Genomic DNA, 25,332 nt, shown 5'->3' on the forward strand with positions numbered 1-25,332 from the left:
CTTCGATCTCCTAAATGCTCAACTTCTTCAGGTTACGTTTTTTACCATAAATGATTTGTACGATTGCACGTGTCACGGTAATCGCTGTGAACATCGAGCACACAATACCAATCATTAGGGTAACCGCGAAGCCTTTAATCGGGCCTGTACCAATTGCAAACAGAATGAAAGCAACCAAGAATGTGGTTAAGTTGGAGTCAAAGATGGTGTTATACGCACGATCATAACCCGCAACAATCGCCTGTTTCGGCGAGGCACCCCATTTAATTTCTTCTCGTATCCGCTCACAGATCAGTACGTTGGCGTCGACCGCCATACCAATGGTAATCACGATACCTGCAATACCCGGAAGGGTGAGGGACGCGCCAATCCAAGACATGATGGTTAAAATCATGGCAAGGTTAACCACGAGAGCAAAGTTGGCAATCAAACCGAACACACGGAAGAAGACCACCATCCAAATCGCAACCAATAAGAAACCGATTTGAGTTGATAATACGCCTTTGTCGATGTTTTCTTGACCGAGACTCGGACCAATCACACGTTCTTCCACGAAGTACATTGGCGCTGCCAATGCACCTGCACGTAGCATCAATGCAAGTTCAGACGCTTCTTGAGGTGAATCCAGACCAGTAATACGGAACTGAGAACCCAATACGGCTTGAATCGTTGCCGCATTGATGACCACAGATTCGGTATAAGGTGTACGAACTTCAGTTTGTGTGCCTGTTGTAGGATCTGCAATATAACTAATTTTTTGTTTGTTCTCGATGAACAGAACAGCCATTCGTTTGCCTACAGCATTACGAGTGGCTTCAGACATCAACTTACCGCCCGCAGTATCCAACGTAATATTTACTTCAGCACCACCTGTATCTTGGCTAAAGCCTGATGACGCATTTTGTACACGTTCACCTGTTAAGATACGGTTACGGTTAAGCAATAATTGACGACCGCTGTCCAAAGATTCATAAGCAAATGCTTCTGTACCTGGCGGTAATGAGCCTTTTGCTTGTCCTGTGTAAGGATCGATATATTGATCATTTAAGTCAGAAACCAAGCGGAACTCAAGGTTTGCAGTACGACCAAGTACACGTTTTGCTTCAGCAGTATCTTGTACACCCGGTAATTCAACCACAATACGGTTGCTACCTTGAGTTTGCACCAATGCTTCCGCTACACCTAACTCGTTAATACGGTTACGTAAAGTTGTTAAGTTTTGGTTTACAGCATAAGACTGAATTTCTTGTTTACGTGTATCTGTGTAGCTTAGACGAAGAGTCGAACCTTCAGTTGTTGCAACCGCTTGTTGAGTATATTCATTGCCGTTACGACGAAGGAAATCCATAGCTGCAGAACGATCATCATTATTTGCAAATTGCATCGTAATGGTGTTGTTGTTCAAAGATAAGCTATTGAATTTTAATTTATTGTCGCGAAGTTGGCGACGTAAGTCAGCCGCAGACGTTTCCATACGTTGTGAAATGGCTTTATCCATATCCACTTCAAGTAGGAAATGTACACCACCACGTAAATCCAGACCTAGCTTCATTGGTTTAGCACCAATTTTTTGTAGCCATTCTGGCGTAGTAGGCGCAAGGTTCAGTGCGACGACATAATTTTCACCGAGCCCACGACGCAGTGCTTCTTTCGCTTTTAATTGTTGTTCGCTCGAATCAACACGTAATAAAGCGGCATTATTGGTGAAGCTATTGTCATGGCTGGCAATATTTTCAGATTTTAAAATCTGCTCTGCTTTTTGTACGATGCTTTGGTCAATCTGGGTACCGGCTTTGGCACCTGAAATTTGAACAGCAGGTTCATCAGGATACAAACTTGGCAGGGCATATAATGTACTGATGACTAGTACCACTAGAATCAGTAGATATTTCCATGCTGGGTAACGCATTCGTTTTCTTCTTAAAATGAAAAAAGCCGTGCGGGTGCACGACTTATTTTTTGATTAAAGGTTATTTAGAGTGCCTTCAGGCAGAACTGAAATCACACTTGCGCGTTGTACTTTTACTTCTACGCCACGGTTCAGTTCAACAACTGCAAAATCACCTTCGATTTTTGTGATTTTACCCATTAAACCGCCCGCAAAAACAACTTCACTACCAACACCTAGGCTTTCAATTAGTGCACGATGTTCTTTTGCACGTTTTGATTGAGGGCGCCAGATCAAGAAGTAGAAGATTGCGACAAATACCGCAATCATCAACAGGTTTGCCATCATGCTTGGTTGCTGTGCAGCTTCACCTGCCGCGTGAGCAGTAGAAATAAAAAGGCTCATTTCATTTTCCTAAACTAAAAAAACTGGTTATCAATACTTTGATAAATAAATTGGACTTGTTCAGCAATTTACCTTGTCTTTTTCTTCAGCGCAAATACTGAAAGAATTAATCTTGAGGACAAGGTGGTACTTCCATGCCGCGACGACGATAAAAGTCTTCAACAAACTCATCAAAAGTGCCATGATCGAGAGCATCACGCATCGCTTCAGTCAGACGCAGGTAATAACGTAAGTTATGAATAGTACCGAGCATTGAACCGAGCATTTCGCCGCATTTCTCAAGATGGAAGAGATAAGATTTGGTGAAGTTTGTACATGTATAACAGTCGCAATGTGGGTCAAGCGGACTTTGATCATGACGATATTTGGCATTGCGAATACGCACTAAACCATCAGTCACAAAATAATGACCATTACGTGCATTTCGTGTTGGCATCACACAGTCAAACATATCGACACCGCGACGAACTGCTTCTACGATATCTTCTGGTTTACCGACACCCATCAAGTAACGTGGTTTATCTGCAGGCATTTTCTCTGGAAGATAATCCAATACTTTGATCATTTCTTCTTTTGGTTCGCCAACAGACAAGCCGCCAATGGCATAACCATCAAAATCAATTTCTTTCAGACCATTTAAAGATTCATCACGTAAATCTTCATACATGCCGCCTTGGATAATACCAAATAGTGCATTACGGTTTTTCAGCACGTCATGATGTTGAGTCTTACAACGTTTCGCCCAACGTAATGAAAGCTGCAATGATTTTTGCGCTTCTTCATGTGTCGCAGGATAAGGCGTACATTCATCAAAAATCATCACGATGTCTGAATTCAGCGTGTGCTGAATATCCATCGAAATTTCAGGAGATAAAAAGACTTTAGAGCCATCAATCGGAGAGCGGAAAGTCACGCCCTCTTCTTTAATTTTGCGCATAGCGCCAAGGCTGAAGACTTGGAAACCACCTGAATCTGTCAAAATCGGGTTATTCCATTTCATGAATTGGTGTAAGCCACCATGTTCACGAATAACATCTAGGCCTGGACGTAGATATAAATGGAAGGTATTGCCCAAAATAACTTGGGATTTAATTTCTTTAATGTCACGTGGGAGCATGCCTTTTACAGTACCGTAAGTACCGACAGGCATGAACATAGGTGTTTCAACAACACCATGTTCAAGGGTTAAACGGCCGCGACGAGCACGGCCCGATTGCGCCAATTTTTCAAACTTCATACAAGGTCCAGATCAAGGCGAAAAAACAGTTCGCTGATGGTAAGAGTGCTAAAAGTGCTCTATTTTCCTTGATTCTGCGGTTAAACGCTAGCTTTGTCGGGTGTTAAGTCTGTAAATTTATAGATTGCATCTTGTGACAAGGTTTCATCTGAACTCTTGGCATTAAAATAGAACTGGTTAATTCGCTGCAAAATTTCTTCTTTTTCCATCGCAAATGTGCCTTTCGGGTCCGATGTCATGGCTACGATACTGTCAATGAGCTTTTGAATATAGGGATTCGTGGTTGCATAACTTTTTTCTAAGCTTAAGAGATAGATTTCATTGGCAACATGTAAATAGTTATAAGGTTGTATTTCAACGATTTGAGCTAAATCAATCAGCAGGTCTTTATCATACTGAGACAGCTTCATACGCTTGTGTAAGCTGTCGAGCTTGAGGGGTTGTTTGGATTTGAGAAAATCGTCAAGTTGTGTACTTGGAGGATTTAAAACCTGAGCTGAATAAATTTCTATTTCGGGCTGTGTCTGGACCGTGATAAAAAACAGAATATTGTCCAGTTCTATGCCGTAGGACTGAACCAAGTCGAATTTTGTTTGTTGTATAGCATTGAGCAAGATTGAAAGATGGTTAGCCGATTCAGACTTTATCGTACTTTTTATAGAAGATGGATCAAGGTTTAAATGGCCCACTTCATTTACAGATGTCAGTTTAAACTGCGCCAAGTCTTGACTTAAAGCCGGTAGGCTACGATAGCGCCATTTCGACACATTCCATCGATCATGCACTGCAAGATATTGAGCAGAATCTTCATCTTCGGCAAAAATACTACGCTGCGTAGAGACTGCGATATAGTCCATGGACAAATAGGGATTGAACACCAACGTACATGCGTAAATATGGTCGTCTTGGTGCTGCTCATAGAGTTTGAAAAACGCCTGAATCAGCACATTTTTCAGTGCATTAATTTGATTTTGCATATTTTATTTTTCTTTCTAGTTTTGGAGGTGCTTGATCACCTCATCATTATTTTTTTACTTTTGTGCATTAAAGCCCGAACTTAAAAGTTCGGACGATAATCAAAATTTTGGCTGGCAGCTTGATCGCGGAAAGGGCGAACCGCTTTTTTACTCAGCAATAGCGTATTAATAATATTGTTAGGAAACACTTGAATGTGGTTGTTGAACAACTCGACGTTGCGGTTAAAAATAGTAATCGCCGCACCGACATTTTCGTTTTGTTCTTCAATTTCATTCATCATTTTCAGATAAATATCATTGGCTTTGAGCTCAGGATAGTTTTCAACCACAACATTCAGACTGCGCATCAGATCTTGATTTAAGGCTTCGATACGCTGTAATTGGCTGACATCGGTACTGTTTACGTTCAAATTCATAATATTTTGACGGAGTTCAGTGACTTTTGCCAAAGTCCCTTGTTCAAAATTGGAATATTGCTCCACCAAAGGCTGTAATCCATCTAAAATTTTGATTTTTTGACGTTCATAACTGGCTACATCTGACCATGCACGAATGGTTGCATTGTGATGTCGGACAATGTTGTTGCGAATCATGATTGCACCAATCACCAATGCAATGATGATTAAAACAAAGATCAAAAGCCCCATAAAATTTTATCCTCAAGATAAAAGGTCGTAATTTAAAACATTATTGTATGAAATCTATTTTAAAAACTGCGTTAAATCGTTTTTCAAATTTTCTAAAGCATTTAATTTAAAGGTTCTGAGATGTCCACGCAATGCCGAAACATCCTGAATTCGTTTTGCTTTACTACTGACTTTAAATAAATCTGTAGAGCCAAGATAGCACATTACTCGGTGGCTCGGATGAAATAGCAGATCACCTTCACGGTTTTGAAAAAAATCCGCTAGTCGGAGGACAAAGCCCGGGCTGAGCAATTTAGCGATTTCCATTTGGTTCTCGCCATAAAACTTTAATTTTTGATTGGTTTGAATGTCGCTGCTGTGCCAAGGAAAACTATAGGGATAGCCAAAGTTTTTGCCTGTTGCAGATACGGCTAGTCCATGGATGCCAATATCAAAAACAAATACGCCCCACAGGTCTTTATGAATTTCTTTCACCGTGACTTCATCACCGTCTTTGTCACGTACTTTCAGTTCATTCACATAGTGATAATGAAAGACCATGACTTGATGCTGTTGCTGATTTTCATCTTCCCAAACGGTGCTCGCGAAGGTCTGAATATCATTCGAAAGGCTGCCTTGCTTAAACACGGGGAACATACGTTTAAGATTGCCAATAAATTGCAGATTATTCAGTGGCATCGAAATGTATTGAGGCTGTCGGTTAAAAGCCAATTGGTATTTTCTGGCAATGCATTCGGTTTCTAAAAACGCAATAACTTCTTCGAGCGGATCATCTTTTTCATAGCTGATATAGGCCCAGAACACCATGGCCAACCCCGCAGCAAAGCAGAGCTGTGCCCAGCCATGATCGGGCTGAATCACAATAAACAGCATGAATCCGATACCCAGTGCGGCTAAAGCTAGGGGGAGTAAATTTTCAAATTTGAGTGTAATGGGAGCATTCCATGGATGCAGTCCATCGAGGAGCTCTTGGTGTGTTTTGGCGTTTCGGCCTATATCCCAAAGCCGAGCGATATTCTGAAAAACCACAGCATTCTTTTTTCGACGAATATGGATGGAGTGCTTTACAGAATCTATCGGCATAGGGATGATTTCGGCGTAATTTTATTTGTGGTTAATATTATCAATTAACATTGCATCACCATAACTAAAGAAGCGATATTGGCTTTTGACGGCATGGTGATAGGCATTCAAAATATTGTCTCGACTGGACAACGCTGACACTAACATGAGCAGGGTAGACTCAGGTAAATGGAAGTTGGTAATTAAACGATCGACTACTTTGAACTCATAACCTGGGTAGATAAAGATTTGTGTATCACCAGTCCAACCCTTGAGTTCGCCGCCATTGGCTTGAGCAGCACTTTCAGTCGCACGAGTCGCGGTGGTGCCAACAGCAATGACTTTATTGCCACGTGCTTTTGTTTCACGGATTAAAGCCATAGATTCTTCTGATACGTCACACCACTCACTGTGCATGATGTGATTTTCAATGTCATTGGTGCGCACGGGTAAAAATGTACCTGCACCCACATGCAAGGTAACAAAGGTTTTATTTACGCCTTTGTCCGCCAATTTTTTGAGTAGCGCTTCATCAAAATGTAAGCTTGCTGTTGGTGCTGCAACTGAAGCCAATTTGGTCGGATCGTTAAAAACAGTTTGGTAACGTTCAGTATCAATCGCTTCTGCTTCACGGTTAAAGTAAGGCGGAATCGGTAATGCGCCGTATAAATCTAAAACTTGTAAAATAGGCTGTGAAAATTCCACAACAAATAAGTTTTCATGACGGCCTTGAACGGTCACTTTAACTTCGTCTGGACCAATAAATAATTCTGCCCCTTCTTTAGGCGTATTACTGGCTTTAATGTGGCAATGTGCGGTTTTTGGGTCAAGAATACGTTCAACCAAGACTTCAACTGCACCACCAGTTGCACGTTTGCCTTTCAAGCGGGCTTTCATCACTTTGGTATCGTTCAGTACCAACAAGTCACCTTCATTGAGCAAGTCTAGAATGTCAGTGAAATGATGGTCGTGATATTCGCCATTGAGGTCGAGATGGAGTAGGCGTGATGCACTACGTGTTTCAAGCGGATAGCGGGCAATGAGTTCGTCAGGGAGATTGAAGTTAAAGTCAGAAAGTTGCATGTTAAGAAATCTGAAAAGGGGATAATGAAATTTGGCTTAGTATAAGCTTTTTTGGGTTTTAACGCTGAAATTGATGGATTATCCATCTATAAATTCTTATACGGTTTATTTTTAATCAAATGAGAACATCATGCGTTGACAAGTTTTTGAAACAGTTTATTATACGTTTCAACACCTTCCCGAGGTGGTGAAATTGGTAGACGCGGTGGATTCAAAATCCACTATCAGAGATGATGTGTCGGTTCGAGTCCGACCCTCGGGACCAAAATTCTAAAAGACCCCAAGCTTATTAAGACTTGGGGTTTTTTATGTCTAAAAGTAATGAATTATATAAAATTCCTAGAAAATTTCCAATGATTTCACTAGCCACGTTTCAGGTGGTCACTTCGTAAAATGAGTACCTGAATTTTGTTTGGGTACTCATGGTGGAATCAGATGCTAAGCTTAAATTATTAGATCAATACAATAATCAAATGTGATTGATCGGGTGTCTTATAGGGCTTGTAGTATTTAAAAGATTTATTAACTATCTAAAGCTACTTTGATGACATCTGCGATTGTCTCAGTGTTGACACCTCTTTTTCGAGCATTCTCAGAGTGGAACCAAGTTGCTAAGTCTTTATTGCCTTTAGATGCATTGCAGCCAACACAGCACAATGCAATATTGGTTAAGGTTGTAATTCTTATATCGTTGATAATGTGTTCCCAAGACTTCTTGTTGGCTCTTTCAGTGCCAAACTTTTTGCCGCAATATACACAGCACAGGTCTCGCTCCGAGACCGCATCCTCTATGTGCTTTGGTATTCCCCATGAATTTGCCATTTTAGGTTTTCCTTATTTTAGGGCTGTAGTTGAATGAAAAATCCTAACCTTTGATAAATCACATTCATAAAATTTAGATCTAAGCATTAAATGAAAGAGTTGTCATAACACTATATAAATGAGGGTATAAAAAAACCAGCGCTTTCGCGCTGGTTTTTTACATCCCTAACTTGCATTAGTTCAGCATCAACTTATTGAGCAGCCTCAAGAGCAGCATTTAAAGTTGCGCTTGGACGCATTACAGCATTTACTTTTGCTGTATCTACAGCGTAGTAACCACCGATGTCCGCGGCTTTACCTTGAACTTCAGCAAGTTCTGCAACGATTTTTTCTTCGTTTTCAGCAAGTGCTTGAGCAAGAGGAGCGAATTTCGCTTTAAGCTCTGCATCTTCGTCTTGCGCAGCAAGTTCTTCAGCCCAGTATTTAGCAAGGTAGAAGTGGCTGCCACGGTTGTCAAGTTCGCCAGTACGACGTGATGGAGACTTGTCATTGTCAAGCAATTTACCAGTCGCAGCATCAAGTGTATTTGCAAGAAGTTTAGCTTTCGCGTTGTCTTCTTTGATGCCCATTTCTTCAAGAGAAACAGCAAGTGCCAAGAACTCACCTAAAGAATCCCAACGTAAGTGGTTTTCTTCAACAAGCTGTTGTACGTGTTTAGGAGCAGAACCACCGGCACCAGTTTCGTACATGCCGCCACCTGCCATTAAAGGCACGATAGAAAGCATTTTCGCAGAAGTACCCAATTCCATAATCGGGAATAAGTCTGTTAGGTAGTCACGTAGGATGTTACCAGTTACAGAAATTGTATCTAGGCCACGAGCAACACGTTCAAGTGTATAACGCATAGCACGTACTTGAGACATGATTTGAATGTCTAAACCAGTAGTGTCGTGGTCTTTCAAGTAAGTTTGAACTTTCTTGATCAATTCGTTTTCGTGTGGACGGTATGGGTCAAGCCAGAAGATCGCAGGCATGCCAGAGTTACGTGCACGAGTTACTGCAAGTTTCACCCAGTCGCGGATCGGAGCGTCTTTCACCTGACACATACGCCAGATGTCGCCTTCTTCCACGTTTTGAGACATCAACACTTCACCTGTTTCAAGGTCAGTGATGTTTGCAATACCTGCTTCAGGAATTTCGAAAGTCTTGTCGTGTGAACCGTATTCTTCAGCTTTTTGCGCCATCAGACCAACGTTAGGAACTGTACCCATAGTGCGTGGGTCAAAGTTACCATTCCATTTACAGAAATTGATCATTTCTTGGTAGATACGCGCGAAAGTAGATTCAGGCATTACAGCTTTACAGTCGTACTGTTTGCCGTCAGCACCCCACATTTTACCGCCACCACGGATCATTGCCGGCATAGAAGCATCTACAATGACGTCATTAGGTGAGTGGAAGTTAGTGATACCTTTTGCAGAATCAACCATTGCAAGTGCGGGACGGTGTTCTTGGCAAGCGTGTAAGTCAGCAATGATTTCTTCACGAAGAGAAGTCGGAAGAGTTTCAATTTTTTCGTAAAGACCAGACATACCGTTGTTGATGTTAATACCTAACTCATCAAACAATTTGCCATGTTTTTCGAATGCATCTTTGTAGTAAATCTTCACACAGTGACCGAAAACGATTGGGTGAGACACCTTCATCATGGTCGCTTTTACGTGTAGAGAGAACAAAATGCCTGCTTCTTTACAATCATCTAATTCTTTTTCATAGAAGTCGCAAAGTGCTTTTTTGCTCATGAACATTGAGTCGATGATTTCGCCTTCTTGAAGCGCAACTTTTGGCTTAAGAACAACAGTTTCACCAGACTTCGTGATCAATTCCATTTTTACATTGCGAGCGCGGTCTAAAGTCATAGACTTTTCGCCGTGGTAGAAGTCACCTTCGTCCATGTGAGAAACGTGAGTTTGTGACCACTGTTTCCATTCGCTCATAGAGTGCGGATGTTTCTTCGCGTAATTTTTTACTGCAGTAGGCGCACGACGGTCAGAGTTACCTTCACGAAGTACAGGATTTACAGCAGAACCTAGGCATTTGCTATAACGTGCCTTGATTTCTTTTTCTTCCTCAGTCGCTGGGTTTTCTGGGTAGTTCGGAATTGCAAAACCTTTAGACTGTAATTCTTTAATGCAAGCAGTTAATTGGCCAACTGAAGCACTGATGTTCGGAAGTTTGATAATGTTTGTGCTTGGATCTTGGGTTAATTGTCCAAGCTCTGCCAAGTTATTTGGCACCTTTTGTTCTTCGCTTAGATAGTCTGAAAATTCAGCGAGTACACGTGCTGCAACTGAGATATCGCGTTTAACGATTTCAACGCCAGCAGGTTTAGTAAAGGTTTCAATGATCGGCAGCAGAGAGTAAGTCGCCAATAATGGCGCCTCGTCGGTCAGTGTGTAGATGATAGTTGACTTTCCACCAGCCATATATAGCCCCTTGCTTTAGATTGTGTCTTTGAGGTTCGAGCTTGTGGCTCGCCTCTATGAACCGATTTGCTTAAATAAAACTATGAAAGTATCGGGGTTCATTGCTTTTCAGTCAACGCAAGATCCTGTGATGTGGTCATTTCGTAGAAAAATGATACAAAAGAAGTGCAGTTTGACGCCCAATTTTAGCGCAAAACCGAAAAGGGAAATATTGAAAGCTTGTTATTCATAGCTTAAAGCTATTGAACTATTAAATTTATATCATTTTTTTGGGGCTGATCTGTTCTTTATGGCTCGTTCAAGTTTTAGTTGTAAAGCAAAGCGTTTGATAGGTCAAACCGAATGCCTTAACTTTTAGATGTAGATTTGGTGCGGAAGTTCAAAAATCAGTCAGGGTTGGGGACTTTATTAAAGAACGACGTGAGTTTGATGCTCCGTTTGACTTTGAGCGGTCGCGGAATGTTTATGCGATAACTTATATATCTGATGAATAAGGCATGGCACTTTTTCAGCTTCAGTCATTTGGGTGAATGAGTTCATGTGCATTAGAAGCATGAAACGAATCTTTAGCTCAGTTTAATAAAGTAAAAGCGAGCAAGTATGGTTTAATGCTCAAATGACACACACAACTGATAAAAACTAATAAATTAGTCTAATAGAAAAGATTAATAATAGATTCATTTAGTGTAGCTGACTGAAACGAGCATCCTGATGAGTAATCTGGTCATAGAATAGTCATAAAACTCACTATTTTTTGTGATGTATTTAAAGAAAATTAAACCCAGTTTTTTAGGTCTTATGTAAATGAATATTTCTTTTGGTCATGTTTTTAGTTTGAATAAAATGCGAAAAGTGCGATTTAAAATAAACAGTCAATAAAATTTAAATTAATTTAAGTTTCTAATTTTATTGTTTTAAATTTTGTTTTACCTTTAATGTTATGTTCTTTATAGATATTTTTATTTTCTAATTGGATGAAAGTTCGATTAAATAGCGTATTCGTAAATGATGTTTGTCTTTTTGTTGGGTTTTGTTATTGAGTGTTTGGGCTATTTTTGCTATTAATCTTGAACATAACAGTTGGTTTTTATCTTTAAGATAAACCCTGAGGAGAGCAACGGGATGGCTTTACGTTTACTGGATATTGGTACACAAACCGAATTATTAACTGCCTGTCGTTTGTCTTTATTGATGGGGGTTTATACGGACGACAACCGCATTGCAGAATTTTTAAAGTTCGCGCGTGGTATTGTGCAAGTCGATAATGCTGTCCTCGCATTTAAAAATGAACCTTATATATGGTATGCGTCAGAGCACATATTTAAGGCATTTATGGCCGAAGCTGATGATGATCGTCTCGATCAGTTTTTTGCTGAACATTCTCGTATAGACCGAGACGCTGAAAATTACCAAGCTTATTCCGACTATATGCAAGAACTTGGATTAGGGCATCAGCGTTTAGTCGCTTTCGATTTAAAATATGACCAAGAATCTATTGGTAAAGTTATTTTATTTGATGATCAAGTCACTGCATTTGAAGCCAAGCAATTAAAGATCGTTGAAGAATTTGTACAAAGTCTAGTCAATATTGTTCAGCTTCGCGTTGAAAATGCTGAATTAAAAGAAGCCTATGAACAGCAGTCGGCACTGAATTTTAGTAAGACTAAATTTTTCCAAATTATTGCGCATGATTTAAGAGCACCTTTTCATGGTCTACTTGGATTTTCTGAAGTTTTGGCACAGGAGCGTCATACCTTAGATGATTCAAGCGTTCAAAATATTGCAGACTATTTATATGACACCACACAGTCGACGTATAACCTTTTAGAAAGCTTATTAAACTGGGCCATGGCAGAAGGTGGTCGCTTTGTTTATCACCCGATTAATTTTGATTTACATCAGTCTGCAAAAATCGTAAGTGATGTCTTAAATAGCTTGGCTGTGAAGAAAAATATTCGACTGATCAATGCCGTGCCTGAAGGCATTAAAGTCAATGCAGATATCAATATGATCACATCAGTGATGCAAAACTTGGTGTCAAACGCATTGAAATTTACCCATACCGATGGTAGAGGTGTGGTGACTATTTCAGCCGATCGAGATGGAGAACGGGTTGTATTCACTATTCAAGATACTGGATTGGGGATGACCCAAGCTCAGATTGATGATTTATTTCAGCAAAAACTGACGGTTAGTATTAAAGGTACGGCAGGAGAACGTGGTACGGGGTTGGGTTTAGTCCTTTGTAAACGTTTTGTGGACTTAAATCAGGGTGAAATTGTGGTGAATTCGAAAGAAGGTGAAGGCACACAATTTAAAGTCTGGTTGCCACAGGCGACGAGCCTGCATCAAACCCTAAGTACCGAGAGCAGCAGTGCATAGAAAGATGCGACCTTAAGTGAACTTTAATGCGCATCTATTGGTATAAAAGCCTAAAAATACTTTTCCCTAAGCGTTATCAACTGTTATAACTAGAAAAAAATCACGCTAGGGTTTGTGAAATGAATGCGGAGCAATTGCAGAAAACATTACGTGCCAGTCAATATGCTGAACAGGTGCTCGGAATCCATCAGGCCAGTTTAGAACAAGACTATGCAATTGATCAGTTTCAAACCTCGCTCAGTACAGCACAAATTCAACATTTTGTCGCAAGCAGCCTTGCCGATATCCAAGATGAAAATAGTTGGATGCGTGCAATTCGTGTGCTGCGCGCACGTCTCATGTTTCGTTGGATTTGGCAAGATGCCAATCAACTCACCGATGTCGTCACCTTAACTCGAGAGCTTTCAGACTTTGCCGATGCGTCCATCTGTGCGGCAAAAGATTTTGCGCTGAATTCGTTGATTGCGAAATATGGTGAACCGCTAGGCTATAAGGGGAAATTTCAAGACCTAATTGTGGTTGCCATGGGAAAACTTGGTGCACAGGAACTTAATCTTTCAAGTGATATTGATCTTATTTTTGCCTTTGATGAACAGGGCGAAACCAATGGTCGAAAATGTATCGATGTACAGCAGTTCTGTATTTTGTGGGGACAAAAATTAATTTACCTGCTTGACCATATTACCGCAGATGGTTTTGTCTTCCGTGTAGATATGCGCCTTCGCCCATGGGGTGATGGTTCTGCCTTAGCAATCAGTCATGCGGCATTAGAAAAATATTTAAGCCAGCATGGACGCGAATGGGAACGCTATGCCTGGATTAAGGCACGTATCGTCACGGGCGGTAAAGAAGGCGCCGAGTTACTAGAAATGACCCGACCATTCGTCTTCCGCAAATATGTCGATTACACTGCTTTCGAAGCTATGCGTGACATGAAAGCCATGATCGAACGTGAAGTGCTACGTCGTAATATTGAAGATGACATTAAACTCGGTGCAGGCGGAATTCGTGAAGTAGAGTTTATTGTTCAAGTCTTTCAGCTCATCTATGGCGGTTCAAAACTCGAGTTGCAAGACCGTCAATGTTTAGTGAGTCTGCATCATTTAGGTGAAGTTGGATTATTAGAAAATACCGCGGTTGCTGATTTAGAAGATGCGTATTTATTTTTACGTCGTATTGAACATGCGATACAAGCGCTCAATGATCAGCAAACCCAATCGTTGCCCCATGAGCCTGAACCACGCCAACGTATTTTAGATACTTTAGGTTTTGCATCTTGGGATGACTTTTTGAATGTGCTCAATCAGAAACGTGCCAAAGTCATTTACCAGTTTGAACATCTTATTAAAGAAAAAGAACCCGATCCGTTATTGGAAAGTTTTAGTCATTTAGAAGCCCAGTTGAACGATGTTCTAGATGATGATGCCAAAAATTTAATTCACGAATTTTGGTATGGACATGCGCTGAAAAAATTACCTGCCAAAGCTGTACAGCGCTTAAAAACCTTTTGGCCACATCTCATTGAGGCGATATTACAGTCAGATAAACCTCAGGTGGCCTTACTACGTCTCATGCCTTTGGTGGAGTCGGTGCTGCGCCGTACGGTCTATTTGGTGATGCTGATTGAGAGCAAAGGGGCATTACAACGATTAGTGAAAATGGCAACAGTGAGTCCGTGGATCTGCGAAGAATTGACGCATTATCCCGTGCTGTTGGATGAGTTTTTATCGATGGATTTTGAGCTGCCAAAGCGTAAAGATTTAGAAGACTCTCTACGTCAACAACTGCTTCGAATTGAAATTGATCAAGTTGAAGATCAGATGCGTGTTCTTCGATTATTTAAAAAATCCAATGTCTTAGCAGTAGCTGCTAGTGATGTTTTGGCTGAAAGCCCATTGATGAAAGTATCGGATGCATTGACCGATATTGCTGAAGTGTCTGTGAATGCAACCTTGCATTTGGCATATCAAATTGTTGCCAAAAAACATGGCTATCCAATTGATGCAGAAGGGCAGCGTTGTTCGATTGATCACACGGCTTTCGCGGTAATTGGCTATGGCAAGGTGGGTGGCATTGAGCTGGGTTATGGTTCGGACTTGGATTTGGTGTTTATTCACTATATGGACGAACAAGCCGATACCGATGGACAGAAACCAATTAGTGGCTTTGAATTTGCCATGCGGGTTGCACAAAAATTTATGTCCTTAATGACCACGCAAACCCTAGATGGTCGAGTGTATGAGGTGGATACACGTTTACGACCTTCGGGAGAGGCGGGTTTATTGGTGACCAGCTTAAAAGCCTTTGAGCAATATCAACATAAAAATGCTTGGGTCTGGGAGCATCAAGCTTTAGTACGTGCCAGAACCATTGCAGGCGAGCACAGTTTACGGATTGAAATTGAAAACTTGCGCTGCAATATTTTGACGCAGCCACGAGATGAGAACAATGTTCGTGCAGAAGTGCTCAAAATGCGCCAAAAAATGAAAGACCATCTAGGTTCTTCTAAAGAGCAGCAAAAAGATGGAATTTTTCATTTAAAACAAGATGCAGGTGGTATCGTTGACATCGAATTTATGGCACAGTATGCAGTATTAGCATGGAGTGGGTCGAATCCCGATCTCGCCCATTACTCTGACAACGTACGAATCCTTGAGGATGCCGCAAGAACGGATTGCTTATCCAGCGCCGATGCGACAGCATTGATTCAAGCTTATCTCCGTGAACGAGCCGAGAGCCACCGTTTAGCACTTGCGAATCAATCCATGCAAGTTTCAGCTGACGATTGGCACGATACCCGAGTGGTCGTTTGCAAGCTATGGCAAAGATTAATTGATCCAACTGCAACGTTTGCATTGGATAAAAATGACTGTGTATAAAAATTTGGAGTGTGTGCCATGAACTTGGCTGATCGTGATGGTTTTATTTGGCAAGATGGACAATTGGTTGACTGGCGTGAGGCGAAAACTCACGTATTAACACATACATTGCATTACAGCATGGGTGTGTTTGAAGGCGTCCGTGCTTATGAAACTCCGAATGGAACGGCTATTTTCCGTTTAAAAGAACACACTAAGCGTTTATTAAATTCTGCAAAAATTTATCAAATGAAAGTCCCATTTGATCATGCAGCATTAGAACAAGCTCAAATTGATGTGGTTCGTGAAAACAAATTGGCTTCTTGCTACCTACGTCCAATTATTTTTATTGGTTCAGAAAAATTAGGTATTGCAGCAACTGACAATACAATTCATGCCGTTGTTGCTGCATGGAGCTGGGGTGCTTACCTTGGTGATGAAGCGATGGCGAAGGGTATCCGTGTTAAAACGTCTTCATTTACGCACCATCATCCAAACGTGACCATGTGTAAAGCAAAAGCATCTGGTAACTATACTTTGTCAATTCTTGCACACCAAGAAGTGGCACATGCTGGCTATGACGAAGCAATGTTACTCGACCCACAAGGTTATGTATGTCAAGGTTCAGGCGAAAACGTATTCTTAGTTCGTGATGGCGTGATTCATACTCCTGACATCGCGGGTGGTGCACTTGATGGTATTACCCGTCAAACCATTATTACGATTGCGAAAGACCTTGGTTTTGAAGTGGTTGAACGTCGTATTACACGTGACGAATTCTACATTGCAGATGAAGCATTCTTCACAGGTACTGCTGCTGAAGTGACGCCAATCCGTGAATATGATGACCGTCAAATTGGTGAAGGTTGTCGTGGTCCAATCACTGAGCAAATCCAAACTGCATTCTTTAATGCGGTTCAGGGTAAAGACCCTAAATATGCGCACTGGTTAACTTACGTAAAATAAGCTGATCGGTTAAGATGAAAAGGCGAAACTAAGTTTCGCCTTTTTTATTGGCTTGAAGATATTGAATTTTTTGGAACGAGACTATGCATATTGTTTATGTCAGTGATGGTAAAGCAGGACATCGCTCACAGGCTCTAGGTTTATTTAAGGCCATGCAGCGCCAATCTCAGGAAGCAGTCACATTTCAAGAAATTTCAATTGATGATTTGCCTATAGCGACACTTATTTCTGCACTGTTTAGCCATCAAGTTCATGCCGTAGAACACGTGCCAACCTATATTTTTGGCGTCGGCAGCCATACGCATTTTCGAGTATGGCTGTTAGGCAAAGTGTATAACAAAGCCAAAACCATTATTTTAATGAAGCCAAGCTTGCCGTTTGCATGCTTTGATTATGCTGTGATTCCACAGCACGATGGTATTCAGGCATCAAATAAAGTACTGACCACACAGGGTGCGTTAAATCCTATTGTGAATGAGGAGCGACATCAGCATGGTCGAATCCTGATCGCTTTGGGTGGCTCTTCGAAACGCCATCAGTGGAATGCGGCTAAAGTACTCCAAGCGATTGAACAAATAGTCGAGCAGAATCCAAATTCACAAATCATTTTGACCACTTCACGGCGCACACCACAAGCGTTTTTAGCAGAATTAAAACAGTTAAAGAATATTGAAAAAGTACAGATTTTCCCAGTTGAAGTCACTCCGCAAGGTTGGATTTTCGAAGAAATGCAAAAAGCTGAAGCGGTTTGGGTAACTGAAGATAGTGTTTCAATGATTTACGAGGCACTCACCGCGGGTTGTAAAGTCGGGGTGATTGAAGTGGATCGCTTGAAGGAAGACCGGATTACCAAGTCTGTAGATGAAATTTTAAGACAAGGTTTGGTGTCATTACAGACGACTTTAACTGACTTGAATCTCGCTAGCGAATTTAAAGAAACTGACCGTATCGCCAAAAAGATTGTACTCGGTCCCTAAAGTATAGATAATACCCGACGAAAAATTTCTACCAACATTTCAGTCTAACTAAACAATGTTTGAATAATATTAAAGGGTTGTCAGGTCATGCTAAAAACCTATTTGTTTCCGCTTTTGCTTTCGATTGGGTTTTGTATTGGCTTAGGTTTTTGGGACTATTTATCTGAAATCAAAGATGCTCCTTTATTCTTTGTTTTGGTTCTTTCGAGTACGTTTTTTTTCATTGCTGTAAAACAATTACATAGTCGTATTTTTAAGTACATTTTCCTTGCGCTGTTTTTTGTCATTAGCCTGTATATTGCAAGTGGGACGGGGTTCTTACAAGGGCATATGTCTTTGGGAATCGTGGCATCGATGTTTCAAAGTAATACCAATGAAGCCTTTGAATTTTTATCTGTAGTTAATCCTAAATATATTGTTTTTGCCTTAATTATTTTTTTAAGTCTCTGTTTTTATATTTTATTTTTTAATCAAGCTAACCAGGGAAATTATCGCAAGCTGATTTTGGCACTTATCTTTATTGCTAACTGCGTCAGTGTGTTTGGTGTTCAAACTGCACTGGCGACGGTTAAATATAAACAAGAAGAGGCCAAGCTCCTTGAAGATAATGTGCAAGATGTCGATTGGCAAATTCAGCAGGTGAATGCTAGCTATGATAATCAAGTGATTATCATTGGTGAGAGTGTTCAGCGAGACCATTTATCACTCTACGGTTCGAAAGACGATACCACACCTTTTTTAAATCAGATGCCGCTGGATGTTGTAGATCATTACATCGCAACTGCACCGAATACGGTAACTAGTCTGACTCGTACGCTGACTTTGGTTGATCAAAATCGTGAACCGCAGATTGCAAAAAATGTTGTAACGCTAGCAAAACAAGCGGGTTATAACACCATGTGGATTTCAAATCAGGGATTTATGGGGAAAAATGATACGGCGATTTCTAAAATTGCGATTCATGCCGATCATCAGTTCTTCCTGAAAAGTGGTAACTATATGTCGAGTAATATTGATGACGACAAAATGGTCGAAATATTACAGGCCCAGTTAAAAAAATATGCCAATCAAAAAAATGTAATTTTTATTCATATGATGGGTTCACATCCGGATGCGTGTGAACGTCTGTTTAAGGCACCACGTATGTATGCGAATAAACCTGAAACGATTAATTGTTATTTATCTTCTATCAATAAGTTGGATCACTTTATAGAACAGATATATACTTCATTGAAGGCTGATCAGCGTAGTTTCAGTGTGACGTATTTTTCAGATCATGGTATGACCGTGGATGAAGATTCATATCATGTAGATAATGATTTTAAAGATAATTATCAGGTTCCATTTTTTGTATTACGTAGCGATGCACAGGCAAAAAACCACTATAACAAGACTGTGAGTGCCTATGATTATATGCATATTTATGCAGATTTATTGGGGGTGAAAACACCATTATTAGATCCTAAAAAATCGTTGGCGAATATCGAAGATAATCAAAATGTCACCGTTTTTGATTGGGATGAGTATGTTTCTTATCAAGATTTAGATGAAAATGAAATGAGATGATTTGGAGTTAAATAAAAAAATAAATAAAATTAAAATCTTACTGTTTAGATCGTAGGAAAATTACACATAAATTTTTATTAAAGTTTGAAAGATTTTTTTGTAAAATAGTCTAGGTTTTTTATTGCTGGTAAGTTTTAGAAATCTGTTGTTCGATGCAGTTAGATCATTACTGAGTTAATTTATGAAAATATTACATATTAATAATTTTGCGTTTAAAAAGTCAGGTGCAGAATTCTACAATACTGATCGAAAAATCTCGGCAGGTTTGGTTTTAAATGGTCATCATGTTTATGATTTCTCTTTTCATGATATGGCGTACTATGGAACAGTATGGAGAACGAAAAAAGTTGGGAAAAAGTGGGCGAATGAAGAAGTTATAAAAATTGTTGAAAACTTTGAGCCAGATTTAATTTTAATTGGACATTCTTCTTTATTGAACTGTGAAACATTAAAAACAATCAAATCGGTTTATCCACAAACTAAAATTGCATTTTGGTATGTGGACTGGATTTGTGTGGAAAAGAAAGCGAATTTTATTAAAGAATGGTCGCCATATTTAGATACTATTTTTGTGACAACAAGTGGTGAACTCCTCAAAACGTTGGGTCATGGAAATACAGTGGCTTATATGCCAAATATGAGTCTAGATACTATCGATAGCCTAAAAAATTTTGAAAAAAATGAATTTGAAAATGAGCTGGTATTCTGCGGTTCATCATCTGATCAAGAGCGAACCAAGTTTATCCGTAGTTTGCAAGCGAAAATTAAACATATTCCGGCGCGTTATTGTGGATTTGACCAAGATCCAAAGGTTTTTGGGGCGGGCTATTTTAAAGTCCTCAGTCAGTCTCGTATGGGATTAAATTATTCACGGGCTAATTCATTAGACTTATATACTTCAGACCGTATCACGCAACTTACAGGTAATGGTCTGTTGACCTTTACACCTCGCATTCCAGGATTTGAAACTTTATTTTCGGATAAAGAAGTGGTCTACTTTAGTCATGTTGATGAATTGGCAGATCAAATCAATTATTTTGCACATCATCCGGCAGAAGCTCAAGAAGTTGCAAAAGCAGGTTGGAGCCGGACACATTCTAGTTATAACTCTAAACGCGTAACAAAGTTTATGTTAGAGACAATTTTTAAGCAGCCTTATACTGAAGACTATGAATGGAAGGCACATGTTTTCAATTGCTGAGTTGGAATCTGCACATTATCTGGGCGAAGGTGCAAATCGTTATTGTGTCGTTTCTCCATCTGACCCCAAGATATGTTTGAAAATAGATTTGCCTAAAGAACGCCGTCAAATTAAAAATTGGCGTCAAAAGCTACAGCGTTTTTTAAGTACTCAGTTTTATCGGTTTAATGAAAATTATATTGAATGGTGTGCTTATCAACGTTTACAAGCTCGCATTGATCAGAAAGAATTAAATAGATTTATTGCAGCGTGTTTAAAACTGGAGGTTATTGAAGATCAACTGATTTTAAGTTGTGAATTAATTCGAGATGAACACGGGGAAATTTCTTTGAGCCTACATCATTATTTAAAGCATAAAATGCCTTTAAATATAGATGGCGTATCTCAATCGATAGATCAATTAACCGATTGGCTGATTCAATATAATATTCCTCTGTTTGACTTAAATTCGGGTAATTTAGTTGTCCAACACCATCATGAAGGCATTCGATTAAAGTGTATTGATGTGAAATCCACATTCAAGAGCAAAGAAATTATTCCATTATCTTACTGGTCTAGAGTATTGATGCATAAGAAAATTCGTCGTCGTGCAGAGCGTCTTAAACAGTTAATACGAAAAACTATGTAGTCGGGGTAACCATGAAAATTGTACAAGTTATGGCAACAAGTGGTGGTATGGGGGGGCTTGAAAAACATACCCTGGATTTATGTCATGGATTAGCACAACATCATGAAGTTCATTTAATTGCAGATCAATCTTATCAGCAAAAGCTCAGTTCGAATATCACATTGCACGCTGTTGATTTTTCAAGAAGCCGATGGAATCCATTTCTTATTTATGAGTTAGTTAAAAAAATAAAACAGCTGCAACCCGATATTTTGCATGTGCAGGCAAGTAAAGCAGCAAGCATTTTAGCCCCTTGGCTGAAGCAATTTTCATGTAAAAAAATTGTGACCGTGCATGGTATGAAGAGCAATTTAAAACCTTTTATGGCCTTTGATCAGATCATTGCTGTAAGTGGAAAAATTAAAGAGGAGTTTCCTGCTTCACAGTCGGTTCAAGTGATTTGGAATGGCGGGAATCAACTCCTTAGCCCAGTCAAAGATATAGTTATAAAGAAAAATAAGCCTATTATTGCTTTAGCGATTGGACGTTTAGAAAAGGTCAAAGGGTTTCATATCCTGATTGAAGCATGGAGAAACATCAATAGCGAACTATGGATAGTGGGGGACGGAACTCAATATCAAGTTTTAAAAACTCAAATTGCTCAGCTTAATTTAAATGACCGCGTGAAATTACTGGGTTTTCGTTCAGACATTCCAAAGCTATTAACGCAAGCAGACTGTTTAGTGATTTCTTCTTTGAAAGAAGGGGGGCCGATTACACTGGCCGAAGCATTATTGAGTCATACACCGGTGTTATCTTCTAATGTGGGAATGGTTGCCGACTTTATTGATGAGCAGTTTATATGTGAACCGGACTCTGTTGAACAGATGGCGAGTTTAATTTCTATCGCGTTAAAACCAAAAGCACAAATGCTTCCTCTATTTGAGAAAGCATTTATAAAAGCAGAACAGAACCTAAAATTTGAGTCAATGTTGGCACAAACTGAAAATCTGTATCGAAACTAAGTTACAAATCTTTAGGCGTTTCACGAATTGCGTCTATCACCATATGCTGGTTAAAAATATTAAAGGTATGACAGCCATTATCATTTGGATGCCATTCACTATCTAATTTTATCCAAAATTTTTCTTCATAGTGCTCTGGGGAAAGTTTGGTAATCTCGTTGAGGTCTAAACTCCCACCATAGCGCTTGAGAGAATCCTGTGATGGACGGACTAACTTATCATTAATTGTGGTCAAGTGACCCCCTGGGCGATATTGCACAATTCCTTTTTTAACAGGGTTTTGGGGATGTGATTTCCAATCGCTGCTCAGTAGATGGTCACTATAAAAAATATGGAGTTCATTGCCATACTTTTTTGAATATTTATTTTTGATTGCAGTAAATAGATACCACATTCCATTTTGATAATAAGGGGTAGTATCCGCAGCGTTTACATCATTTACTAATATGCGATCAAATTCCCATGAAAATGGAAAATTTGTACATTTCCATAACTCGATACTTTTATTGGCTGCACTTTCAGGAATCATATACCACGTATCTTCGTGTTTGAATACACAGGGATAAGAGAGATGATAAGAACATTGAATAATTGGAATAGGTGGACTGTATTGACCATCCTGAAAAACTTCCATGACAGATAAATAACCAACAGGATGCTCAGGTGAAATTTCTTCAATAAAAATATATGTACGTCCATTTTCTTCTACGATAAATGGATCGGCATAAACGTGCCCTTCTGGTGCATGAATTTCATGTAAGGATGGAATTTGCTGTGGTTTAAAAGGCTGGTGTAGTTTGCCAAAGCGGAGATACCATCTAGAGTTAAATTTTAACTCTCTTTTTTTTTGTAGAAATGAAAACCATTTTTTTACAATAAACCGCATATATAACTCTATTTTTAATTAAGATTCTCGAACAATTGAATAATTAAACAGACAAATGATATGATTTAGCTATAAATTTAGCATTTATTTTGAAACAGTTCATGAAAAAATATGTGATTTCTATTGAGAAAGAAAATAGTGAACGACTAGTGGGCTTTTTTCAGCAAAGAATATTTAGAAATTCAAGTTCATTTAATAAAATTGGCGTTGCTGGTAAAAAATTAACAGTTGATGAGTATTTTCATTTGGGGGTATTAGGAAAAACCAGACCTTTAACGCCAGGTGAATTAGGTTGTACACTTTCTCATTTAAAAGCTTATCAAGACTTTTTAGATACAGATGCTAAATTGGCATTTGTATTTGAAGATGATGCAATTTCACTATTAAGTGAGATTGATTTTGATGAGTTTTATTCACATATTAAAAAATTGAGCTTAAAATCTACATTTTTTCTTAGTTTAGGTGGTATTCAGCTCAGTTGTTCTAAAAATGTCTATGGTAGATTTATTGAGCAAAAAATATTTGGGCGCAATATATTGAAGATTCATCCTTTTTTTATTGAAAATATGGCGTCCGCATATGCTTATGTTATAGATAGAGCAATGGCAGAAGTTTTAGTTAAATATCATGAATCGCCGAACCTCTCTGATCAATGGGCAGACTTAATTGTTGAATACCCTCAAGTAAATTTTTATGCATCTTATCTTTTTGAACATCCTCCTATATTAGATGTAGATAAAGATAGTCACTTGCAAAAAGAAAGACAGCAAATACAATTAACAATACGTAAGAAAAAAAGATATATAAATAAATATAAAAAGAAAATTATGAAAATATTCTTAAGTAAGTATAAATAATTGAATACGAATAATTTATTCTGTTTTTATAAAATTATATCCTACTTTATTTCTAAATAAAATTTCATGTAAATATAAAGTAGGTCAAATTTTTAGTTAACAGTTTATAAAATTTCTAAACTATTTAATTTTATAAAAGAGACTTTAGAGTGTTTTAAGAGTCCTTTTCCGCATTACCTTTCAACACCATATAAATCAAACCGACAAAGATTAATAATGCACCTGCAAGGCTGCTGACACAGAATAAAACGATTCGGTTATAGGTGGTTAAGTTGAATAATTCATTGGCTAAAATGTAGCGCATGAACAACCATTGTACGACAGAAAAAACAATCAACACGATTGCACGACGACGGACTTCAGGACGCATAGCCATAGGAGAATCACTTAAAGTGGAAATTGAGGCTATTATGCCACTGTCGATAATCGATCTCAATTCAATAAGATTAATCCAAGCCTGCGGAACACAACTCTAAAGGTTGAGATGTTCTCAGATCACCTTTATTTGCGGTACGTATTGATATTACCAAAGCACACACGAAAGCGTTTGTAAGACCAGATATATTGTTCTGGTGCTTGGTTAATGATGTCTTGCATCGCGATGTTGAGGGTGTCGACAGAGGATTGTAAGTCTTTAGATAAAATCTCGTCTGATAAGGTTTGGCAATGCACATCAAAGTGCCTTAAGTTGGGTTGTCGGATACAACTTAAGCCAATGACATTGCATTGGGTTTTTGCAGCAAGTTTTGAAACCAGTGTAATTGATAAAGTATTTTGCCCAAAAAAATTGGAATAAATACCGCCTGAAGGCTTCGGTAAATGGTCAGGTAAAATGACCGTTAGGCCACCTTGTTTTAAATGCTTAAAAATGGCACGGATCCCTGTTTCATCTGTCGGGACTAAGGTTGCATTAAACTTCTCTCGTGCTTCTAACAGATACCGATTGATCCCTTTATTTTTATTCGGTTTATACATAATCATTGGTTCTGTATATAAGTTGAGCCATGCGTTCAGTAATTCCCAACAGCCAAAATGCGGAACCACAACGATCACACCTTTTTTATTCGCAAGCGCTTCCGTGAGGATATTTTCACCATAAATATTTTTCAGTAAGCTCAAGCTATAACTCGGCGGCATACCCCAACATTTAATAAATTCAATATAGGTCAGGCATTGGCTGCGGATACTTTGGCTGACGAGCTGTCTCTGCGCTGTCGCTGACAAATCTGGGTAGGCCAGTTGAATATTGATGCTAGTGATACGTTTGATCGATGAATTAAATAGATTAAGAATAAACGCGATCATCAAAGCCAAATTTTGTAACAGCCAAAGTGGCAATAACGCGATGATTTTGAATAGAAAGTACATGAATCACAAGGTCTCAAAATTGACAGCATGGGATAAAATAAATTTTGCCAAGAGACCGGACTTATTCAGTGAAAAGTACAAAAAGATCTGAA

The 25,332-nt window shown here is 39.2% G+C and carries 21 protein-coding genes and 1 tRNA gene; 10 read left to right on the forward strand and 12 right to left on the reverse strand.

Going from position 1 to position 25,332, the window contains the following annotated elements:
• Positions 1-10: 10 nt before the first annotated feature.
• The 7 genes from secD to queA form a co-directional block, all read right to left on the reverse strand.
• Positions 11-1,909: a protein translocase subunit SecD gene (gene secD / locus FTU22_RS13140; protein ID WP_180094866.1), complete on the reverse strand. Its 1,899-nt coding sequence runs from the start codon at positions 1,907-1,909 to the stop codon at positions 11-13.
• 54 nt (positions 1,910-1,963) lie between these two features.
• Positions 1,964-2,293 (reverse strand): preprotein translocase subunit YajC, encoded by a 330-nt coding sequence (yajC, locus tag FTU22_RS13145; protein WP_078191271.1) that lies wholly within the window; start codon positions 2,291-2,293, stop codon positions 1,964-1,966.
• Positions 2,294-2,399: 106 nt separating this feature from the next.
• The gene (tgt, locus tag FTU22_RS13150) at positions 2,400-3,530 is read right to left on the reverse strand and encodes a tRNA guanosine(34) transglycosylase Tgt (protein ID WP_078194179.1); all 1,131 of its coding nucleotides are present in this window, start codon (positions 3,528-3,530) and stop codon (positions 2,400-2,402) included.
• Between the two features lie 80 nt (positions 3,531-3,610).
• On the reverse strand, positions 3,611-4,507 hold the full coding sequence (locus tag FTU22_RS13155; protein ID WP_180094868.1) for a DUF4303 domain-containing protein: 897 nt from the start codon (positions 4,505-4,507) through the stop codon (positions 3,611-3,613).
• Positions 4,508-4,587: 80 nt separating this feature from the next.
• A complete protein-coding gene (locus tag FTU22_RS13160) occupies positions 4,588-5,154 on the reverse strand; it encodes a LemA family protein (RefSeq protein ID WP_078191268.1) in 567 nt (188 codons plus the stop codon).
• A 54-nt stretch (positions 5,155-5,208) separates the two neighbouring features.
• The gene (locus tag FTU22_RS13165; protein WP_180094870.1) at positions 5,209-6,237 is read right to left on the reverse strand and encodes a hypothetical protein; all 1,029 of its coding nucleotides are present in this window, start codon (positions 6,235-6,237) and stop codon (positions 5,209-5,211) included.
• A 21-nt stretch (positions 6,238-6,258) separates the two neighbouring features.
• Entirely contained in the window at positions 6,259-7,299 is a 1,041-nt protein-coding gene (queA, locus tag FTU22_RS13170) for a tRNA preQ1(34) S-adenosylmethionine ribosyltransferase-isomerase QueA (RefSeq protein WP_180078731.1), read from the reverse strand.
• Positions 7,300-7,477: 178 nt separating this feature from the next.
• Here queA and FTU22_RS13175 point away from each other — a divergent pair.
• A tRNA-Leu gene (locus FTU22_RS13175) sits at positions 7,478-7,564 on the forward strand.
• Positions 7,565-7,821: 257 nt separating this feature from the next.
• Here the strand turns inward: FTU22_RS13175 and FTU22_RS13180 are convergent.
• A complete protein-coding gene (locus FTU22_RS13180; RefSeq protein WP_168378735.1) occupies positions 7,822-8,121 on the reverse strand; it encodes an HNH endonuclease in 300 nt (99 codons plus the stop codon).
• Between the two features lie 191 nt (positions 8,122-8,312).
• Positions 8,313-10,547 carry an NADP-dependent isocitrate dehydrogenase gene (locus FTU22_RS13185; RefSeq protein ID WP_180094872.1) on the reverse strand — a complete coding sequence of 745 codons (2,235 nt, stop codon included), beginning with the start codon at positions 10,545-10,547 and terminating at the stop codon, positions 8,313-8,315.
• 1,122 nt (positions 10,548-11,669) lie between these two features.
• Here FTU22_RS13185 and FTU22_RS13190 point away from each other — a divergent pair.
• The 8 genes from FTU22_RS13190 (at position 11,670) to FTU22_RS13225 (ending at position 22,129) form a co-directional block, all read left to right on the forward strand.
• Positions 11,670-12,929 (forward strand): sensor histidine kinase KdpD, encoded by a 1,260-nt coding sequence (locus FTU22_RS13190; protein WP_180094874.1) that lies wholly within the window; start codon positions 11,670-11,672, stop codon positions 12,927-12,929.
• Between the two features lie 119 nt (positions 12,930-13,048).
• Complete coding sequence (gene glnE / locus FTU22_RS13195; protein ID WP_180094876.1) at positions 13,049-15,808, forward strand: bifunctional [glutamate--ammonia ligase]-adenylyl-L-tyrosine phosphorylase/[glutamate--ammonia-ligase] adenylyltransferase; 2,760 nt, start codon at positions 13,049-13,051, stop codon at positions 15,806-15,808.
• Positions 15,809-15,826: 18 nt separating this feature from the next.
• Positions 15,827-16,753, forward strand: a complete 927-nt coding sequence (locus tag FTU22_RS13200; RefSeq protein ID WP_078191262.1) for a branched-chain amino acid transaminase — start codon at positions 15,827-15,829, stop codon at positions 16,751-16,753.
• An 83-nt stretch (positions 16,754-16,836) separates the two neighbouring features.
• Positions 16,837-17,730, forward strand: a complete 894-nt coding sequence (locus FTU22_RS13205) for a mitochondrial fission ELM1 family protein (RefSeq protein WP_180094878.1) — start codon at positions 16,837-16,839, stop codon at positions 17,728-17,730.
• An 87-nt stretch (positions 17,731-17,817) separates the two neighbouring features.
• Positions 17,818-19,296 (forward strand): phosphoethanolamine transferase, encoded by a 1,479-nt coding sequence (locus FTU22_RS13210; protein ID WP_180094880.1) that lies wholly within the window; start codon positions 17,818-17,820, stop codon positions 19,294-19,296.
• A gap of 181 nt (positions 19,297-19,477) precedes the next feature.
• The gene (locus tag FTU22_RS13215) at positions 19,478-20,497 is read left to right on the forward strand and encodes a glycosyltransferase (RefSeq protein WP_180094882.1); all 1,020 of its coding nucleotides are present in this window, start codon (positions 19,478-19,480) and stop codon (positions 20,495-20,497) included.
• Complete coding sequence (locus tag FTU22_RS13220) at positions 20,481-21,125, forward strand: YrbL family protein (protein WP_180024552.1); 645 nt, start codon at positions 20,481-20,483, stop codon at positions 21,123-21,125. The genes FTU22_RS13215 and FTU22_RS13220 overlap by 17 nt, the downstream gene beginning before the upstream one ends.
• An 11-nt stretch (positions 21,126-21,136) precedes the next feature.
• Positions 21,137-22,129 (forward strand): glycosyltransferase, encoded by a 993-nt coding sequence (locus FTU22_RS13225; protein ID WP_180024551.1) that lies wholly within the window; start codon positions 21,137-21,139, stop codon positions 22,127-22,129.
• A gap of 1 nt (position 22,130) precedes the next feature.
• Here the strand turns inward: FTU22_RS13225 and FTU22_RS13230 are convergent, their stop codons facing one another.
• Positions 22,131-23,015, reverse strand: coding sequence for a hypothetical protein (locus FTU22_RS13230; RefSeq protein WP_180024550.1), 885 nt, complete (start codon positions 23,013-23,015; stop codon positions 22,131-22,133).
• A gap of 101 nt (positions 23,016-23,116) precedes the next feature.
• On the opposite strand from FTU22_RS13230, the gene FTU22_RS13235 reads away from it, so the two are divergent.
• Positions 23,117-23,872, forward strand: coding sequence for a glycosyltransferase family 25 protein (locus FTU22_RS13235; RefSeq protein ID WP_180024549.1), 756 nt, complete (start codon positions 23,117-23,119; stop codon positions 23,870-23,872).
• A 154-nt stretch (positions 23,873-24,026) separates the two neighbouring features.
• Here the strand turns inward: FTU22_RS13235 and FTU22_RS13240 are convergent, their stop codons facing one another.
• On the reverse strand, positions 24,027-24,248 hold the full coding sequence (locus FTU22_RS13240; RefSeq protein ID WP_180022426.1) for a hypothetical protein: 222 nt from the start codon (positions 24,246-24,248) through the stop codon (positions 24,027-24,029).
• Positions 24,249-24,373: 125 nt separating this feature from the next.
• Complete coding sequence (locus tag FTU22_RS13245) at positions 24,374-25,240, reverse strand: lysophospholipid acyltransferase family protein (RefSeq protein ID WP_180024548.1); 867 nt, start codon at positions 25,238-25,240, stop codon at positions 24,374-24,376.
• Between the last annotated feature and the right edge of the window lie 92 nt (positions 25,241-25,332).

The organism is Acinetobacter sp. YH12076 (genome assembly GCF_013419525.1).
GTDB classification, from domain to species: Bacteria; Pseudomonadota; Gammaproteobacteria; order Pseudomonadales; family Moraxellaceae; genus Acinetobacter; species Acinetobacter amyesii.

Excerpts from the sequence above, each read along its gene's own strand:
- secD (WP_180094866.1), bottom strand. The coding sequence starts at position 1,909 with ATGCGTTACCCAGCATGGAAATATCTACTGATTCTAGTGGTACTAGTC.
- yajC (WP_078191271.1), bottom strand. The coding sequence starts at position 2,293 with ATGAGCCTTTTTATTTCTACTGCTCACGCGGCAGGTGAAGCTGCACAG.
- tgt (WP_078194179.1), bottom strand. The coding sequence starts at position 3,530 with ATGAAGTTTGAAAAATTGGCGCAATCGGGCCGTGCTCGTCGCGGCCGT.
- FTU22_RS13155 (WP_180094868.1), bottom strand. The coding sequence starts at position 4,507 with ATGCAAAATCAAATTAATGCACTGAAAAATGTGCTGATTCAGGCGTTT.
- FTU22_RS13160 (WP_078191268.1), bottom strand. The coding sequence starts at position 5,154 with ATGGGGCTTTTGATCTTTGTTTTAATCATCATTGCATTGGTGATTGGT.
- FTU22_RS13165 (WP_180094870.1), bottom strand. The coding sequence starts at position 6,237 with ATGCCGATAGATTCTGTAAAGCACTCCATCCATATTCGTCGAAAAAAG.
- queA (WP_180078731.1), bottom strand. The coding sequence starts at position 7,299 with ATGCAACTTTCTGACTTTAACTTCAATCTCCCTGACGAACTCATTGCC.
- FTU22_RS13180 (WP_168378735.1), bottom strand. The coding sequence starts at position 8,121 with ATGGCAAATTCATGGGGAATACCAAAGCACATAGAGGATGCGGTCTCG.
- FTU22_RS13185 (WP_180094872.1), bottom strand. The coding sequence starts at position 10,547 with ATGGCTGGTGGAAAGTCAACTATCATCTACACACTGACCGACGAGGCG.
- FTU22_RS13190 (WP_180094874.1), top strand. The coding sequence starts at position 11,670 with ATGGCTTTACGTTTACTGGATATTGGTACACAAACCGAATTATTAACT.
- glnE (WP_180094876.1), top strand. The coding sequence starts at position 13,049 with ATGAATGCGGAGCAATTGCAGAAAACATTACGTGCCAGTCAATATGCT.
- FTU22_RS13200 (WP_078191262.1), top strand. The coding sequence starts at position 15,827 with ATGAACTTGGCTGATCGTGATGGTTTTATTTGGCAAGATGGACAATTG.
- FTU22_RS13205 (WP_180094878.1), top strand. The coding sequence starts at position 16,837 with ATGCATATTGTTTATGTCAGTGATGGTAAAGCAGGACATCGCTCACAG.
- FTU22_RS13210 (WP_180094880.1), top strand. The coding sequence starts at position 17,818 with ATGCTAAAAACCTATTTGTTTCCGCTTTTGCTTTCGATTGGGTTTTGT.
- FTU22_RS13215 (WP_180094882.1), top strand. The coding sequence starts at position 19,478 with ATGAAAATATTACATATTAATAATTTTGCGTTTAAAAAGTCAGGTGCA.
- FTU22_RS13220 (WP_180024552.1), top strand. The coding sequence starts at position 20,481 with ATGTTTTCAATTGCTGAGTTGGAATCTGCACATTATCTGGGCGAAGGT.
- FTU22_RS13225 (WP_180024551.1), top strand. The coding sequence starts at position 21,137 with ATGAAAATTGTACAAGTTATGGCAACAAGTGGTGGTATGGGGGGGCTT.
- FTU22_RS13230 (WP_180024550.1), bottom strand. The coding sequence starts at position 23,015 with ATGCGGTTTATTGTAAAAAAATGGTTTTCATTTCTACAAAAAAAAAGA.
- FTU22_RS13235 (WP_180024549.1), top strand. The coding sequence starts at position 23,117 with ATGAAAAAATATGTGATTTCTATTGAGAAAGAAAATAGTGAACGACTA.
- FTU22_RS13240 (WP_180022426.1), bottom strand. The coding sequence starts at position 24,248 with ATGGCTATGCGTCCTGAAGTCCGTCGTCGTGCAATCGTGTTGATTGTT.
- FTU22_RS13245 (WP_180024548.1), bottom strand. The coding sequence starts at position 25,240 with ATGTACTTTCTATTCAAAATCATCGCGTTATTGCCACTTTGGCTGTTA.